The following is a 16492-nucleotide window of genomic DNA, read 5'->3' as shown; positions in this document are numbered from 1 at the left end:
TGGCAGGTTTACCTTATTAAAAGTTAAGCCTTTTTCTTAAATCCCAATACTTGAATGTCATTTTACCCATTTTCGACTTCGAAAGTGAATCATATTTACGTCCAAGTACGAGGTTTTGTTTTTCTAGCTTAGTAATCTGTTTAAGTTGAACTGTGTTCAGTTTTTTTAATTGCTTTACCTCTTTAGCTAATTCTTTATTTTTCCCTTTCATATCATATTTTTCTTTATCAGCAGTTGCCCGTTCCTTCATTGAAATTTCCACATCTTTTGGCTTTAATTTAGGATTTCCATAGGTTTCAAATCCTATAGTTTTTAAATATGGCATGTTATTTTGAAAATTTTGTTCAAAGTTTCCATAACTTTTATGGATGTGGAGAAATGTATAACATCCGGCTTTTTCTGCTGAAATGATTTGCCCATATCCAGACAGTTTAAACAGTTTTTCGACTCGTTTTATTTCTTCAGGTATGTTTTTGACGATGTAGGTGAAAACTTCGTCAACACTTAACTCTGCAGGCAATTTTTTCACTTTTTTTGATGGTGCATGCATATTCAGTTCATCAAAGTCATCTACATCAATATAAAACATATTTGTGCTTTGCTCTACAAAATCTGTAATACGCTTGCTCCATAATAGTACTTGCAGTTTTTTTATTGCTTCCGAAAATAAAAACTGCCTGCTGACATGATACATTCGTTTTGCCGCAAACTCATATATATCCTTATTGCATAGTGCTAATTTGACAGCGTCACGAAAATCCTTCTCTGTAACAGCATATAACGGGTAATCTTCGCCAAAAAGCTTTATATGCATTTTGGTTGGATTCATTATTACAGCCTTCCTTAAAATCCCATACTCCAATAGCTTTGTAGACAGTTCCAGACTGCTGTCCATTTCCTCACTTCTCCAGGTTATCCCAATATCACTGTTCACGATTAATTGTTGGGCATTCTCCCTTGTCAATGCCCCGTACCATGTAAGACCATCTGTATTTTTAAGAAGGTATGCCGCTTCTTCCTTAAACTGAGAATCATCCTTAACCCATTTGAATTTATCCCCCGCAACATCAAGTGAAAGATTCGGAATTCCGCGCTTTAATTCTTTAAAAGCAGTAATGATCGGAATGGTCTTCCAATCAGGGTCGAATTTTCCTGTATATACAAGTTTGTTTTTTAACCGGGTCTGCCCTTCTCCTGATTCAATGTTTGGTATCATCGGGGTAAGCAGGGAAACTTTGTTTTTTTCTTTATTCAAATTAAGAATCTCAATGACAAATTCGCACATCTCTTCTGTTTGACATAAGAAATACGCACACTGATCATATATATTTTTGATGCTCTCAAATTTTTCTTCATCAACATCCTGGCCTATGTGAGTCAATCCTGTAGCATAAACTAAAGTATTCTTTATGATATGCTTATGCTTTGCTATTTTTTCAACAGTCTCAATGCTTCTAACAAATAGCCAATCATATCCCTTTTGACTCCAATAATGAGTAATGAGCATTTCAGCTATATCAAAATCAATGACACCTTTTTTTACCCATTCATCATCGGTGGCACTGAAAAAAGGATCAACAAAAGGATTGAGAATGGTTATATTATCAAATTTCTCAAGAGGCTGAATTAAGATATCACGTTTGACCGGGCTAGCTAGAAGTAAGTCAACTTCGATGTTGGAATCTAGCGCAATGGTCGAAGCTAAGGAAGATAAAAATACTGCAGATCCATCCATTGAATTCATGTCAATAAAGCCAAATAGAAGTACCTTCATTTTTCTGTTTTCAACTAGTTCATGTGAATTCAAAGTTTTCACTCCAATGACTGAAATCTGATATGAATCTTTATTTTTTTATTTGTTCTTTTATAGATGATTTAAGCGCAAGATATTTTAACGTGAATTTCCCTGCATATGTAACGTTGAATTTGTGTTCTAATAACTTAAGTCTTCGTATTTCTTTGTTAAGCTTAATATTTTCTTTTTGAGCGATCTTACTTTTTTCTAATTCTTCTCGCAGCATATTATTTTCTTTTGTAATGTTCTCAATGATTTTTTGTTTTTCAGTGCCATTGCCCTCTATGAGCTCCAATGTCATGGACATCATGTCTTTCATTTGTAATTCGAGTTCCTCGTACATAGTTTTCCAATATTCGTTTCGTTCGTCCATATTGAAAAAACTCCCTTCCATTAACCTTGGATAATCTCCAATTCTCTTTTAATAACAACATCTACCGCGCATTTTTCTCGAATCGACTGAGAAGTTTGTTTTGACACTCTTAAAAATACGTCCGGGTTGTAATATAAGCGCTCTATTGCATCAGCAATTTCGATAGGAGACTCAGGTTTTGTTAAAAGGCCAGAAACGTCATGTTTAACGAATTCCGGGATTGCCGTAATATCTGTTGAAATCGGCACTAGCCCGCTCGACATTGCCTCACACATTGAAACCCCTTGAGAATCCAAACGGGTCGGGCAAAGGAAAATTCCATACTCCTTATGTAATGCAGCGATTTGATCCTGAGATAGGAAACCTTTATGAATCGTTACATTCTCAAAATCGCTGATTGGCTCAACGGTTTGATCGAATAATTTTCCATCACCATAAAATGCAAATTCCAACTTATCGAAGTATGGTCTCTTCGATAGTTCAAGAACTGCTTTCACCGATAAATCATTGGCGTATTTTCGCGAAGCGTATGGCCTGATTGAAAGGACTTTTGTCCGCATTTCAACTGGCTTTTCAATAAAGGTAAAGAGATTGTCATCTATTACATTAGGAATGATTACTGAATTTTTCGATTCTGCTCTTGCATCACATTCCGCTATATGTTCTTTGAACCATTTGGAAATATGAACAAAGGTTGTATCCAACTCATTCGTTTGATAAAACCAATTCATGAAAGAAAGCTGTGCTACATAATAGTCGTCCGACATTTCAAGTATCTTCCGCAAGCTTTCAGGGCTTTCAAGAAAATTAAACCACCTTCTATGCCATGCCTCCGTTTCAAATCCATGTATCCAGGTAATAATCGGTAAATCTGTGTTCGTTTCTTTTATTGCTTGTACCATTTTGGGATTAACAAAATGAATGAGCGCTTTTTTATGTACTTTATGATTTAAGAAAATGCTCAGATGCTGTTCAGTTCCACGATAAACAGGCACATCTTCATACGTATACTTTTCTGCTTTTTTATAGGCAGGATGCAAAACAAAGACATCAACCTTCAAACCCTCATCCAGATAAGCCTTGACTCTTCGGTGGATAAACCCATTCCGATATAACTGATCTTCATGTGGATAAGCATTCGTAATGATTACATATCTATCTTTTTCACTAAACGTAAGCTCATATAGATTTATAGATTCCTCCATTTTTGTTCACTCCTACTATTCAGTCATCTTCAATCGGCCTGCTACATATCTGTAAATGAAGGATTTTTAAGAGACTCTTTTCCAATCACCTTTAAAACCGTCAACCGATTATAACAAACATGTATTACTGAATATTGACATCAATATGAGAATTCTGTAAATAAAAGTAAAGTTTTCATGAACTTTTATAGGCTTTTGTAAAGTTTCATTAATGACATGACTGGGAACATCAGTAATAGCATGAAGGAGGATGGCAAATAAACAGCAAAATAAAGAAGGAGGGCGTTCCATTTAGCGGAAACGCCCTCTTTATCCTTAATGGAAGTTATTCGTTTAGTTACCAGATCATAAGGATCTCTTTCTTTATTCACTTGAACAGTCAGTGAACTTTTTTCTACCTTCAAGAATTATTCAAGCATGTTTTTGAAAGAATAGAATAGAATCGAAAAAAGACCAATTTGCTGAAGAGAGTGATATAGATGGAACCAATTACCTTTAAAGCATTTGCAATCACTAATGAAATCGATTTGAACAAAATCGCCATTCATTGCGGCATTCCAAAAAAATTCACCTGGGAAGAGCCTTTAATCCTTAAAGGCGATATTCTAAGTTCCATCCTTAATAAAAATGTGGACGAATCGCAGCAGGTGCTGGTTTTTTCCTTTGGCAGCATTGTCTTCATCAATTACTCACACAAGGATGAGATTAAGGAATTTTCATCCTTTATCCATTCTTTCGAGCCGGTTATTGATCTCGACAATTTAGACAGATATACAGACGATTACAGCCTTCACTTCAGTGAAACTGAAAACATCAATTTGACAGACGAATATGTAGTTGTGCCTAAATATGAATTTTTCTACCCTGAATTAATTTCCACCATTCTCGCAAAATCGGTGGCACTTGAAAAAACTGAGGAACAACTCGGAAAAATCCACGACAAGCTCGAAGCCATGATAGACCGACTGGAAAAAGGCAAGCTGAGAATCGGTAATAAGGAACTAGCGAGGACGACTGCAAAAATCGTACGTCACGAGTATAATACCCTAGCGTACATCATGATTCTGGACAAACCTGATATTACATGGACAAGCAGCATTGCCGGCGAATTTTATGACAGCATGCTTAATTTTTTTGAATTGAATGATCGGTATAAAATCTTGAAAAGTAAAACCGAAATTTTATATAACATTATGGATGGGTTTTCTAACATCAGCCATTCGATCAGGGGACTATTCGTTGAATGGATCATTGTAATCCTCATTGTCTTTGAGATCGTTCTGACGTTATTAGAAATTGCAGGATGGATTCCATGAATTCTGAATCATATCGTATGGAATACCTTCCAAATAAAAAAGCATCGTTTAAATGCTTCAGACTGTAGACAAATTCGAAAAACGGGTTTGCCTACAGTCTTTTTCTTTGAAAAACGTTCCCATTGATTTCAGAAATCCGCCCCCTTTCCGTGGACTGTCCATTTCCTATGTTTTCTGATGATCGTCTCATGGGTGCCTGTCTTTCTTTTATCTTACTCTCCCGAAGTATTTCATTTGTTTAATCCAGAGCAAAGTGGAAAATAAATTCCTCCCCTTCTTCCCCATTGAATCTGTACCCTTTATCAATGAATCCAGCTTTTTTATATAAATTTATCGCTGGAACATTCGAATGATGCACTGTTAGAATAATCTCATCTTTATCTGGATGACTTAGTTTGATCATATCAGGCAACACTTTTAAAGTCTTAAAAGCTAGCCCCTTTTTTTGATGGCGCAAATCCAAGGAGAATGATTTTAGAAGAATCGCATTCTCATTACTTGTATATTGATTTCCCGCTTTATCCGTATATAAGGCAAAACAACCAATCAAATCCTTATCTAAATAAATGACCATGGGGAGGTTATATTTATCCTTCCTGAAGTCTTCGATAACTTTCAAAGGTAAAGAAGTATAGATTGCTTGTTCTATAGGTAAACAATAATTGCTCAGTGCCTCATAGTCATTTTCCATAAAAGGTCTGATAGTTAATCCAGTCATCATACTTGCACCCCATTTTTACATTTCTATAAATCCATATTAACAGATACTAAAGTTTTACAATCCACTGCAAAATAATTTTCAAGATAATTCAATCACAAAAAAAGGAATGGTTTGTTTACCATTCCTTCAGACTGTAGACGAACTTCAAGAAAAGCGAGTTGCGTTCCAGTTGTTTAAAAAAATCCGCTCCCTTTCCGCCGACTGTCTGCCAAGCTTCATCAAAGCAAGCGTCTATGGGGTCTTGGCTAGCCAGCTATTCGGCAGGAGTGTCGCAAATTTCTTCAACCTAGTGAGAGTTTCATAACCATGAAGGATAACCTAGACTTATTTTTTTCTTCTGTTTTGCAAATCATGATGTTAAATCATTCAGATGCTGATAATTCACTTTCCGTTACCCATTTATGATTCTTCACTTTTTCTCCTCCCGTAGTCGGTGTGAAATCGACCATATAAACAGTCGTTTTTTCAGCAGATTCAACCTCAGCGACAGCCCCGTTCATTCCTTCCATATGAGAAGCATTTACTGTGACCTCCGCTCCGGGTTCATATGTTTTCTCACCTGCATCTTTGATTTCTTCGTGAATGATCCATTTATGATTTTCAACTTTTTGTCCGCCAGTTGCAGGCGTATACGAAATTGCATAAGCAGTCGTATCAAAGGCACCCACTATTGTTGCTTCCGCCCCCTTCATGCTTTCCATATGACCTGATTCGATAATCGCTTGACTTCCAACTTCATAGGTTGGATTTTCTGCAGCTTTTAATCCTTCTGGAACATCACCCGTGCTAGAATGGTTCATGTCCATTTCACTATGTTCCTTTTCTTTTTTTTCTTCTTTGTTTTTATCATCGCTGTTGGAACATGCGCCAAGGACTAAAAACAGGGCTGCTAATAATGATAAGATGATAGGCAATTTTGTTCTTTTTTTCATATTGAATAAAACCTCCCTTATGATTACATCCATCTTACCAATAAAATATGCAGAAAATATGGAGTACACTCGTGGCAAAAGAAATGAAGCATCATACTTTTTTTGCAATAGTCCTGCCTCAATTTAAGCGTTCATTAGCCACCACAATCGCTATTTTTATTGCTATTCGACTTTTCTTGAAGAAACTTTTTGAATTGCTCTTTTGTAACATCCGATTTCATTGCCAATGTTACTAGTTCCAGCCATTCTTCAGGAAGGTTTTCATCAAAATCCTTCATATCATCATCTCTTTCTATTTATCTTTAGTTGATTTATTTGTATGGGGTAAGGTTCAATATTGAGTCTATTTTTCCACGTGAAACTATATTCGGAATATCATTATAAATTATCTCAAGCGTCTATAGCTGGATTTTAGTGCAAATTTAATAAGTCTTTACATTTACATATAAGGCCTCAATGTTTGTTTGTTATCTAATCAGGGAATTCCCCATTCTTCTATATACCTTTAATAATAAAAGTGAACAGCATGCAATCGGGAGTGGTTTAACAGAAGTAAAAAGAGATGGTTTATTGATAGAGGTTATTTGAGGTATTCAATCCTAACGGATATTGCTTGGAAACAAACAAGAAGGACTTTGCTAAAAGTCCTTCTTATGTTTAGTCTCCCAAAGCTGATTGTTCGATTTTTTGCATGATATGTGAAAGGTTCATGGAGGCATGTTTTTTATAATCCCTGCCTATGGATTTGAATAACCCTTTCGCTATTCCTCTTAACATGATTTTGGTATGACCATCCGAAATAATGGACTTATTAGGGAAACTTGATTCAGCTTGTGCACCGCCAATCTTATTAGCAGTTTCCTTAATAAAATCAATGATTTTAATTTCCTGTATTTTTCCTTCGATATCGGTTTTATAGATAATTTGATTTCTCCAAAGCTTTAGCTCAATCCTCTGTTTAGTATAATCGAAGATGTCTTCCGTAATAACATTGCTCATTTGAATGGAGTCTTTAATAGGATACAATCTTGGGTTAGGATTGATTTTCTTTATTAAGGATTGATCAATCGTGACCTTTTCCCGCTTTATGCGCGTATTTTTCGTTTCACATAAAATCAGCCTTAACTGTCCGGCAATTATATTATTAAACTCTTCTAATCCAAAGAGCTCAACGAGCATTACGCTATATTCCAAAATGGTGATCGCTTCATCGAATTTTCGTTTAGCAGCAGCATTCGATCTAGTAAAAACCAATCGATTCTTCCTCTCCATATCCTTCTCACCCCACTGAATTCAAATCTATTGAATGAATAGTAAAAACAATCCATAATGAATATTTCAGACTGTAGACAAATTCGAAGAAGCGAGTTTGCCTACAGTTTTCAGAAATCCGTTCCCTTTCCGCCGACTGGCTGCCATGCCTAATCAAAGCAAGCATCTAGCGGGGTCTCGACGATCATTGTATTCATAAAAAGACTGTCGAGAATGGACAGTCTTTCGGTATGGACTCCTTTGATATTCAGTCCTTTTCCACTATCTATCGAAGTGCTGTTTCATTAACTCTTTAAATCGTGTTCCATCTATTTCTTCTTTCGTCACTTTCCCATCATCCCACCGTGTAAAGGATGTATCAGTTAAAGTGATGTTCCCGTTGTTTGTCATACGGGTGATTAATGGATGCTTATTGAATGGCGATTGGGGATTTTCCCTGATGATCGTTTGTACCTCATTAAGCTCCGCTACATTTCCTACGGGTTTTGAAGAATCGAAAGCATACCCTATTCTCCAATCGCGATCTTTATGTTTCAGTTTTAATTCAAGGATATGATCTCCATGGTCGGTACTTTCTTTTTTTATTCGGAATTCACCATTTTGGGAAACGACCGTTTCTCCGTTCAACGGAACTGGTTTTAAAGGCAGATTCCCGCCAAAACCCGTATCGATCAGATAGGTTTGGCCCTCATGGTTCAATAGAATGGTAACATGGGTCCTTCCTATGGTCATCCACCCCTGATTATAGATGACACCTCGAACCAAGAATACATCAAAGTCATTTTCCTTCAGGAAAAAATAAAGGGCTGCATTCAATTCATAGCATAATCCACCCTCATTCCTCACGAGGACTTTGTTCATGATATTGGCTTTATTGATATCACTTAGATGGGATGCCATGATTGATAAGTTTTCAAAAGGAATGGTTTTCGCAGTTTTATCCAGAATTTCATCTAATTTCCCAAATGTCAGTTTCACATCTTCCTGGAGCCCTATTCTTTTCCTGAATAATGCATTCAGTTCATTCATTACGATTCCCCCATTTTAACAGATACCAATGAAGAGCATCTTGACTTTGTATATATTCATTATACTTTGCCCATATTTCATTCTTCAACGATATGCCATTAACAAAACCCACATTCCACCTTTTCCTTATCAAGCACCATGAAAAGAGGCCGCCCAATAATGTCGCAATTCTGGGCAACTTTCTCCATACATGCTTCAAAGCTGTTTTCTTTAATCATTCATTTACCTGTAAGATGATTTTACCCAAATTCTTATTTGCTTCCATATATTCATGCGCCCTTTGTACCTCTTCAAAAGGGAAGACATGATCCACGATTGCCTTGATTTCATGTTGGAGGAACAACGGCATGGCCTTTGTAACGAATTCTTCCGTTAACTCTTTTTTATATTCATCACTCCGAGGAGTTAATAGAGTGCCTTTTAATTGAACTCTTTTTAAGAGAAGTTCCATCAAGTTCACCTTCTCGACTACAGTTCCTCCTAGAATCCCTATCAGTACCCATCGTCCATCAGTTTTTATGCTTTTAAGATTTTTCTCCCAGTAAGAAGCACCGATGAAATCCAGGATAACATCCACTCCTTGATTATTTGTAGCTTTCATTACTTCCTCATCAAAAGATTGTTCTTTATAATTGATACAGATATCCGCTCCTAATGAGTGACAGAAATCCAATTTTTCCTTTGAGCCGGCTGTAGTGATGATCTTTGCTTTTGTCAGTTTTTTTGCCAGTTGGATAGCTGCTGTGCCTACACCGCTTCCGCCAGCATGAATCAATACCGTACTTGATCCGTCAATTCACCTAACCAAAACAAGGTTTGGTACGCCGTCAAGAATACTTCAGGAATCGCTGCCGCTTCTTCAAATGACAAGTTATCCGGGATCGTCATCGCTCTATCAGCCGGCATCAAGGCATATTGAGCATAACCGCCGCCGTTTACAAGGCCCATCACCCTTGTCCCTAATTGTATATTTGCACCTTCCCCTGTTTCCACCACTTCCCCAGAAACTTCAATCCCCAATATTGGATTGGCCATATAACCGGATTTCCCTTCTCGTGAAACAATATCCGTTCTATTTATAGCAGAGGCTTTCACCTTAATTAATATTTCCCCTTTTCCGGGCATGGGCTTGGAAAAATCTTTAAATAGTAATTGTTCTGCTCCACCCGGTTCTTTAACTACCACTGCTTTCATTTGTCCCACTCCTTACTATTAAATTAGTGACCACACTTTTAAAATGGTTTGTCTTGAAGTTGGAAACTATGCTACTCCAAAAAATATCCACAAGCAAATAATTAGGTTTTGTAAACATGTTGATAGAATAAAAAAAGCCGATGACCCTTTAGGGGCCATCGAGCTTTTTTTGAAAAGTTTCTATTACCTTTTATTAAGCGATTGACTTCTATCCAGGTCATGATGCAATTGTGCTGCCGGAACCTTAGGGTTAGGAATCTGCCCTTTTGCAACTGGTTCAGCTACATAAACAAAATCTCCTGTACCATCTGGGGCGCTCCCTGTTGCCCACAGTCCGTCTGCTGATTCATTACCTTCTGACAAGTTCCAGAATTCGTACGCTTCCGGTTGAGATTCCATTTCCGCTTCCGGTGGGAATGACGCGGGAACGACAACGCCATTTTTTTCTTCAAGTTCTGCAATGGCCGCCATCCATTGATATTGATGGTAACGATCACGGGCTAACATTTTACGGAAGGTGGCGCGTACCCCCTCATCTTTGGTCATATGATATAAACGGGCCACTTGAAGGCGTCCTTGGCTTTCAGCATGAAGATTCGATCGCATGTCCGCTAATAGATTTCCGCTGGCTACAATATAAGATCCGTTCCAAGGCACCCCATTCGAGTTGGTTGGCAGTCCCCCAAGACCGCTTACGAGCAAATGCTGGGGATTGATTCCACCCATAATGGCTGCTGTAGCAGGATCTTTTGCGGCTTCTGCTTGATCTTCCGGAGAAGCGCCATCAAGCAATTGACTAATGAGCGAACAAAGCATCTCTACATGTCCAATTTCCTCTGTACCAATATCCATCAGCATATCTTTGTATTTTTCTTCTCCACGGCAGTTAAAACCCTGAAAAAGATATTGCATCATGACAGTCATTTCCCCAAACTGTCCACCTAACACTTCCTGAATTTGACGGGCAAGCATCGGATCTGGTCGATCTACCTTAACTTCAAATTGCAATTCTTTTTGATGGCGAAACATATTAACTCCTCCTTTTCTTTATATGATGTACGGTTTTTTATTACCCGCCTGTCCATGCTTGAAACCTGAATCCAGTTGTAACGAACAACAATTAGAAAAAATTTACATACCATTAACAATGATTACTGAACTAAAAAGCCAAGGATTATCTTTGGGCTATGAATCCCTCAATAAATAAGATTTATAAAAGGTCCTTTTACCTGTCTATAACTTTACAATACAGGGTAAAGCAAAAATAACCATATATAGGAAGATAAAAAAGGAGGATGGATAATGGATTTCAAGCCCCGAAATCAAAAAGATCAATCTATTTCACAATTACGTTATACTTATTTCGCTCGTAATCTATGGTCCGGTTTTCTATTCGGGATCGGATTGGTGGCATTCATCGATGAGGCCATCTTTCATCAACTATTGCATTGGCACCATTTCTATGACAAGTCCACATCCAATATTGGGCTTGTTTCGGATGGTTTATTTCATGCCCTAAGCTGGTTCGCAACGGTCGGGTCGTTATTCATGTTCGCCGACCTTCGCCGTCGAAAGGGATTATGGCTGAAAAGGTGGATAGGGGGAGTTTTGCTCGGGGCAGGTTCTTTCCAGTTATATGACGGAATCATCCAGCACAAGCTCATGCGTCTCCATCAAATCCGTTACAATGTCGATATTCTCCCATACGACTTAATTTGGAACATTGCAGCCATAATCATGATACTGATCGGCATTATCCTCGTCATTCAAACAAGGCGCAGCTTACTTAAAATGAAAGAAGATACCAGCAATGCACAGTAATGGACATATTCATGATAATGGGGATGGTTTTGAACAGATTTTATTGATTCTTTTGTAGTGATTTATATCGTAGGTGCCGTAATTTCGAACCGCCGCTATAAAAAATGGCCCTTATACCGTACGCTCTTTTGGATTCTTGCCACTCTCGTGCAGCCTCAGCAATTATAGGTCCCATAGCCAATCGCGCGCATATGGACTTCACGGCCATATGGTTGGTCATTTACTGCTTGGAATGATTGCACCCATCCTGCTCGTGTTTGCTGCACCTATTACTCTTGCACTGCGAACACTTGATGTACAATCAGCAAGACGCCTTTCAAAGGTGTTGAAAAGTTGGCCGCTGCGCATTATAAGCAATCCAATCACTGCCTCTGTGCTTAATATTGGGGGGCTTTGGATACTTTATACGACTGGTTTGTATGGGTTGATGCATCAGAATGCCCTTCTTCATGCATTAGTGCATTTTCACGTGTTCATAGCGGGTTATCTATTCACTGCGTCGATGATTTATATGGACCCTGTGCCCCATAGGTTCAGCTTCATGTTCCGTGCTGTCGTATTTACAATTTCGCTGGCCGGCCATGATATCCTTTCTAAGTATATTTTTGCCCATCCGCCAAGCGGAGTCACAGAGGTACAAGCGGAAAATGGAGGCATGTTAATGTACTATGCCGGTGATGCCATTGACGTTGCACTTATATGCATCCTTTGCTATCAATGGTTCAAAGCAACCCGGCCCAAGGGGTCACTTGCCTTGTAGGAAGGCGATTCCATGATTACTTAGTTAAACTCCTATGTTTCTGTTTAATCATCCAGCATTTAGCTCATACTAATTTTTGATAAAAAAAACTTAGGATGGAGCTGAATGGAAAATGGAATTTGAAGCTAACAATTCTACTGAAAATGCTCTTCGTGATTATAAAGCTGGAATCGGTGCCTTTACGCATAAAATGCCTGATCTCGCTGAGAAATTCAATTCGTTTACGGAAGAGTGCTTTAAAGAAGGTCAATTATCCCAGAAAGAAAAACAGCTTATCGCATTAGGAATAAGTTTATATTCACAAGATGAATACTGTATTATCTACCATACGAAAGGATGTATTGATCAAGGCTGTTCCGAACAGGAAATTCTTGAAGCCATTGGTGTGACCGCAGCATTCGGCGGAGGAGCCGCCATGAGTCAGGCTGTAACCCTCGTCCAGGAATGCATCCAAGATATAAATCAGATGAAACAGTAAGAAAGAAGGGATAGGACAAATAGTCCTATCCCTTCTTTCTGTTCTTGACAAATGCTTTTAATGACTCATGTTGTTGTTATTTCCTTGTGCGGGTGCATATGAATTCAACATTTGCTGCATATCCTGCTGTGCAAGCTGCGGAACTTGATAGTAATGATGTTTGTTTTGATATATCGAAATCTCATATGCCATTTCAATGCAGTTCGGTACGGAATCTGCAAATACGCGGCGAACCACCGGATTCGTTATTTCAAGCGCTGCCATCGCTTTCATGGATGCTGCAGACTTAACAGCTCCAAGCATCAAGCCTGAAATGCATTCATCCGTAATTTCCGATACGGATTGCAAAGGTTTCTTTGGCTGAGTTGGTGTCAATCCATATATAAAATCGTTACCTTGATTCATTTTGTAGCTCTGAGTCCGTTTAGAAGGATCCTGGCCCGATTGGAAGCACTCCAGTGAAATATTATATTCATCTTGGATGAACTGATATTGACGATTCAGAATATCAAGTAATTCCTGATCCTGGATATGCTGACGCAAAAGAGTATACGTGTTTAAAGTACCAATCGTTCCCGACAACACTTCATGTACATCGAATACTTCGTGACCACCGTGATTCATTTGTGGGGGAATGGCACCCGTTTGCATGTTCTGGTGTACTTGACCTTGTTGATATTGGTTTTGCATTGTATTTCCCTCCTCGTTTTATAAATGATGCGAACAAATTTAGTATGTTAAACCCCAACTGGATTATTCAATCAAAACTCTTCCAAGATGACCAATAAGCTGCTACATCATGTTTTTTGTATAAAAAAAACGTGGCGTTTTAAACTATAAACACTTTATATGTTTGGGAGGATTACCAATGACACATCAATGCTTCTATTGTAGTGATGACACGGAAGAAAAAAAAATCCATGTCGTAACATTTCAAGTTACTGACACGGATAGAAATGAAATGCTCTGTGATGAGTGTTATCAAGAATGGCTACAAGGAATAAAAGGTTAAGCATTAAAAGACCTCTAACATTCCCCAAACATCAACGATGCATACTTGGATGAATTCAGGGTAACTTAAATGCGTTAAATCAAGGGAAACAGGAACATGACCAACTTGAATCATTATTAAAAGAAAATAACGTAGGACTGCCTCCGTCACACCTGAAAGGCCTAAAGCTAATTTGGAGGATATTCCAGTCGGGGCACGTCTTCAAGATCCTGAAATCTCTGCTTAAGTATCAATCGATATTAATGCAGGATTAGTTGCTTGCAGCCAAATCATGGGTCAATGCATCCGAGAAGATATTGTTCAGATGTTGCACAATTCCATACGAATAAAGCTGCATTGGGTGCTGACTTCCTAAGATTGAATAAGGAAAAAGGCTGGCTTGTCCCTCCTCCTCTTCATATTAATAAAACAAGTATGTAAATGAAATATCCCCTAATCATGTTGACATCGTGGTTGGATGTCCAACATGATTAAGGGATTAATTCCGATAATGAAAGGACGATTAAGGAATCACTACCATTGCAGACTTTCGATTAAGTGGCACTTTTTGCATTGTTGACTATAATCAGTTTTTACAAATTCATGATTACAATTCTCGCGAAAAATGTTCAGCTCCCTTTTCAGCTGTTCCAATTGAGTTTCCAACTGTTTCATTTCAACTTTTATTTGGATTACCCGATTCATCGAATTCTCCCTCTCGTCGGAATCATTGATAGATTTCCCCGTCCGTTTTCCTAAATTCATTCGCTTTTTCTTTAAGCCCTTCATCGATTACCGACTCAAAACCCAGACCCTTTTCCTTCGCCAAATCACGGATGTCCTGAGAGATTCTCATACTGCAGAATTTGGGTCCGCACATTGAACAGAAATGGGCTGTTTTGGCACCTTCTGCCGGTAGTGTTTCATCGTGATATTCAACCGCCCTTTCAGGATCGAGGGAAAGATTGAATTGATCTCTCCAACGAAATTCGAATCTTGCCTTAGAAAGCGCATCATCCCGTTTTCTTGCATGCGGATGGCCTTTAGCAAGGTCAGCTGCGTGGGCCGCAATTTTATAAGTAATGACCCCTACTCGAACATCCTCTTTATTCGGAAGTCCCAAATGCTCTTTCGGTGTCACATAACAAAGCATGGCCGTTCCAAACCATCCAATCATGGCAGCACCAATCGCAGAAGTGATATGGTCGTATCCAGGAGCTATATCCGTTGTCAATGGTCCCAGGGTATAGAATGGTGCTTCTTGACATACTTCCAGCTGCTTATCCATATTTTCTTTTATCAAATGCATCGGTACGTGACCGGGTCCCTCCACCATGACTTGAACGTCGTGCTTCCAAGCAATCTTCGTCAGTTCCCCAAGTGTTTCCAATTCAGCAAATTGTGCCTCATCGTTTGCATCTGCAATGGAGCCAGGACGGAGGCCGTCACCTAAAGAGAAAGAGACATCATACGCCTTCATTATTTCACAAATCTCTTCAAAGTGAGTATAGAGAAAACTTTCTTGGTGGTGCGCCAAGCACCATTGTGCCATGATGGAGCCCCCTCGGGAAACGATTCCCGTAACTCGCTTTGCTGTCATGGGAATGTATCGCAAAAGCACACCGGCGTGTATGGTGAAGTAATCGACACCTTGCTCAGCCTGCTCGATTAATGTATCCCGGAAAACTTCCCAATTTAAATCTTCCGCGACTCCATTCACTTTTTCCAATGCTTGATATATCGGAACCGTCCCAACTGGCACAGGTGAATTCCTGATAATCCATTCCCGGGTCGTGTGAATATTCTTTCCGGTGGAAAGATCCATTATGTTGTCGGCTCCCCAACGTGTAGCCCAAGTCATTTTCTCCACTTCAGCTTCAATCGATGAACTAACAGCGGAATTTCCAATATTCGCATTTATTTTCACATGAAAATTACGTCCGATGATCATGGGCTCACTTTCAGGATGGTTAATATTTGCCGGTATGATCGCCCTCCCGCTAGCTACCTCTTCTCTTACAAACTCAGGAGCTACATTTTCCCTGATCGCAATGAACTCCATTTCTGGAGTAATGATACCTTTACGGGCATAATGGAGCTGGGTTACGTTTTTCCCTTTCACTGCACGCAATGGTTTTCTTTTCAATCCCGGAAAAACTTCGGCGTTGGATTGTGACTCAACTTTTTTATACCCGTTATCTTCGGGCTTTATTTCACGGCCTTCATACTCTTCAACATCTTCCCGTTCCAAAACCCAGCTTCGTCTAATCGGGGCAAGACCTTTATGAATATCAATGGGATATTCTGAATCCGTATAAAAACCGCTTGTGTCATATACTCGTAATGGCGGATTTTCCTCTTCGCCGAATGCCCCTGTAGTCGGACTTAGCTTAATTTCACGCATAGGTACTTTAATATCGGGTCTAGACCCCTCAACATACACTTTTTTACTCCCGGCAAAACTGGACATAATTGAAACGTTCATGTCATTTACTGAATTACTCATCATGATTTCATTTCTCCTTTTTAAGTTCATTTAAAAAGGACAAAATCCAATCCATTTCGCACGAAAAAGCCAGATCTCATATTTAAGACCTGGCTAACG

At 38.8% G+C, this 16492-nt stretch carries 16 protein-coding genes and 3 pseudogenes; 6 read left to right on the top strand and 13 right to left on the bottom strand.

Features of this window, described 5'->3' with window-relative positions; translation table 11 throughout:
- Positions 1-16: 16 nt before the first annotated feature.
- From V3595_RS00320 to V3595_RS00305, 4 genes are all read right to left on the bottom strand, one after another.
- A complete protein-coding gene (locus V3595_RS00320) occupies positions 17-1807 on the bottom strand; it encodes a glycosyltransferase family protein (protein ID WP_485904815.1) in 1791 nt (596 codons plus the stop codon).
- A gap of 37 nt (positions 1808-1844) precedes the next feature.
- Positions 1845-2168, bottom strand: a complete 324-nt coding sequence (locus tag V3595_RS00315; RefSeq protein ID WP_402899705.1) for a hypothetical protein — start codon at positions 2166-2168, stop codon at positions 1845-1847.
- A gap of 20 nt (positions 2169-2188) precedes the next feature.
- Complete coding sequence (locus tag V3595_RS00310) at positions 2189-3373, bottom strand: glycosyltransferase family 4 protein (protein WP_485904813.1); 1185 nt, start codon at positions 3371-3373, stop codon at positions 2189-2191.
- Between the two features lie 185 nt (positions 3374-3558).
- Positions 3559-3777 carry a hypothetical protein gene (locus V3595_RS00305; RefSeq protein WP_485904811.1) on the bottom strand — a complete coding sequence of 73 codons (219 nt, stop codon included), beginning with the start codon at positions 3775-3777 and terminating at the stop codon, positions 3559-3561.
- Positions 3778-3852: 75 nt separating this feature from the next.
- Between V3595_RS00305 and V3595_RS00300 the strand changes: the two genes are divergently transcribed.
- On the top strand, positions 3853-4689 hold the full coding sequence (locus V3595_RS00300) for an RMD1 family protein (RefSeq protein ID WP_485904809.1): 837 nt from the start codon (positions 3853-3855) through the stop codon (positions 4687-4689).
- 238 nt (positions 4690-4927) lie between these two features.
- Here the strand turns inward: V3595_RS00300 and V3595_RS00295 are convergent, their stop codons facing one another.
- The 7 genes and pseudogenes from V3595_RS00295 to V3595_RS00265 all read right to left on the bottom strand — a co-directional run bounded on the left by V3595_RS00295 (position 4928) and on the right by V3595_RS00265 (position 10866).
- Positions 4928-5407 (bottom strand): GNAT family N-acetyltransferase, encoded by a 480-nt coding sequence (locus V3595_RS00295; protein WP_485904807.1) that lies wholly within the window; start codon positions 5405-5407, stop codon positions 4928-4930.
- A gap of 365 nt (positions 5408-5772) precedes the next feature.
- Positions 5773-6342, bottom strand: coding sequence for a YdhK family protein (locus V3595_RS00290; RefSeq protein WP_485904805.1), 570 nt, complete (start codon positions 6340-6342; stop codon positions 5773-5775).
- 134 nt (positions 6343-6476) lie between these two features.
- Positions 6477-6620 carry an anti-repressor SinI family protein gene (locus tag V3595_RS00285; protein WP_485904804.1) on the bottom strand — a complete coding sequence of 48 codons (144 nt, stop codon included), beginning with the start codon at positions 6618-6620 and terminating at the stop codon, positions 6477-6479.
- Positions 6621-6999: 379 nt separating this feature from the next.
- On the bottom strand, positions 7000-7614 hold the full coding sequence (locus V3595_RS00280) for a hypothetical protein (RefSeq protein WP_485904802.1): 615 nt from the start codon (positions 7612-7614) through the stop codon (positions 7000-7002).
- Between the two features lie 261 nt (positions 7615-7875).
- Positions 7876-8643, bottom strand: coding sequence for an arylamine N-acetyltransferase family protein (locus tag V3595_RS00275; protein ID WP_485904800.1), 768 nt, complete (start codon positions 8641-8643; stop codon positions 7876-7878).
- Positions 8644-8857: 214 nt separating this feature from the next.
- Positions 8858-9837, bottom strand: a pseudogene (locus V3595_RS00270) (NAD(P)H-quinone oxidoreductase).
- A 183-nt stretch (positions 9838-10020) separates the two neighbouring features.
- Entirely contained in the window at positions 10021-10866 is an 846-nt protein-coding gene (locus tag V3595_RS00265) for a manganese catalase (protein ID WP_034305265.1), read from the bottom strand.
- Positions 10867-11139: 273 nt separating this feature from the next.
- On the opposite strand from V3595_RS00265, the gene V3595_RS00260 reads away from it, so the two are divergent.
- The 3 genes and pseudogenes from V3595_RS00260 (at position 11140) to V3595_RS00250 (ending at position 12896) form a co-directional block, all read left to right on the top strand.
- Positions 11140-11658 carry a DUF2243 domain-containing protein gene (locus V3595_RS00260; protein WP_485904798.1) on the top strand — a complete coding sequence of 173 codons (519 nt, stop codon included), beginning with the start codon at positions 11140-11142 and terminating at the stop codon, positions 11656-11658.
- A gap of 42 nt (positions 11659-11700) precedes the next feature.
- A pseudogene (locus tag V3595_RS00255) lies at positions 11701-12418 on the top strand (cytochrome c oxidase assembly protein).
- A gap of 112 nt (positions 12419-12530) precedes the next feature.
- Positions 12531-12896 carry a carboxymuconolactone decarboxylase family protein gene (locus V3595_RS00250; RefSeq protein WP_485904796.1) on the top strand — a complete coding sequence of 122 codons (366 nt, stop codon included), beginning with the start codon at positions 12531-12533 and terminating at the stop codon, positions 12894-12896.
- Positions 12897-12953: 57 nt separating this feature from the next.
- Here the strand turns inward: V3595_RS00250 and V3595_RS00245 are convergent, their stop codons facing one another.
- Positions 12954-13586 carry a spore coat protein gene (locus V3595_RS00245; RefSeq protein WP_485904795.1) on the bottom strand — a complete coding sequence of 211 codons (633 nt, stop codon included), beginning with the start codon at positions 13584-13586 and terminating at the stop codon, positions 12954-12956.
- A gap of 178 nt (positions 13587-13764) precedes the next feature.
- On the opposite strand from V3595_RS00245, the gene V3595_RS00240 reads away from it, so the two are divergent.
- Positions 13765-13908, top strand: coding sequence for a hypothetical protein (locus tag V3595_RS00240; RefSeq protein WP_241593859.1), 144 nt, complete (start codon positions 13765-13767; stop codon positions 13906-13908).
- A gap of 86 nt (positions 13909-13994) precedes the next feature.
- Positions 13995-14328, top strand: a pseudogene (locus V3595_RS00235) (DUF3231 family protein); the annotation flags it as partial.
- Between the two features lie 286 nt (positions 14329-14614).
- Here V3595_RS00235 and thiC read toward each other — a convergent pair.
- Positions 14615-16396 (bottom strand): phosphomethylpyrimidine synthase ThiC, encoded by a 1782-nt coding sequence (thiC, locus tag V3595_RS00230; RefSeq protein WP_137019867.1) that lies wholly within the window; start codon positions 16394-16396, stop codon positions 14615-14617.
- Positions 16397-16492 lie beyond the last annotated feature (96 nt).

Origin of the sequence: Bacillus sp. CFBP9009, assembly GCF_036541465.1 — a bacterium.
Classification (GTDB): Bacteria; Bacillota; Bacilli; order Bacillales; family DSM-1321; genus Peribacillus.
This window is presented reverse-complemented; position numbering and strand designations above follow the sequence as displayed.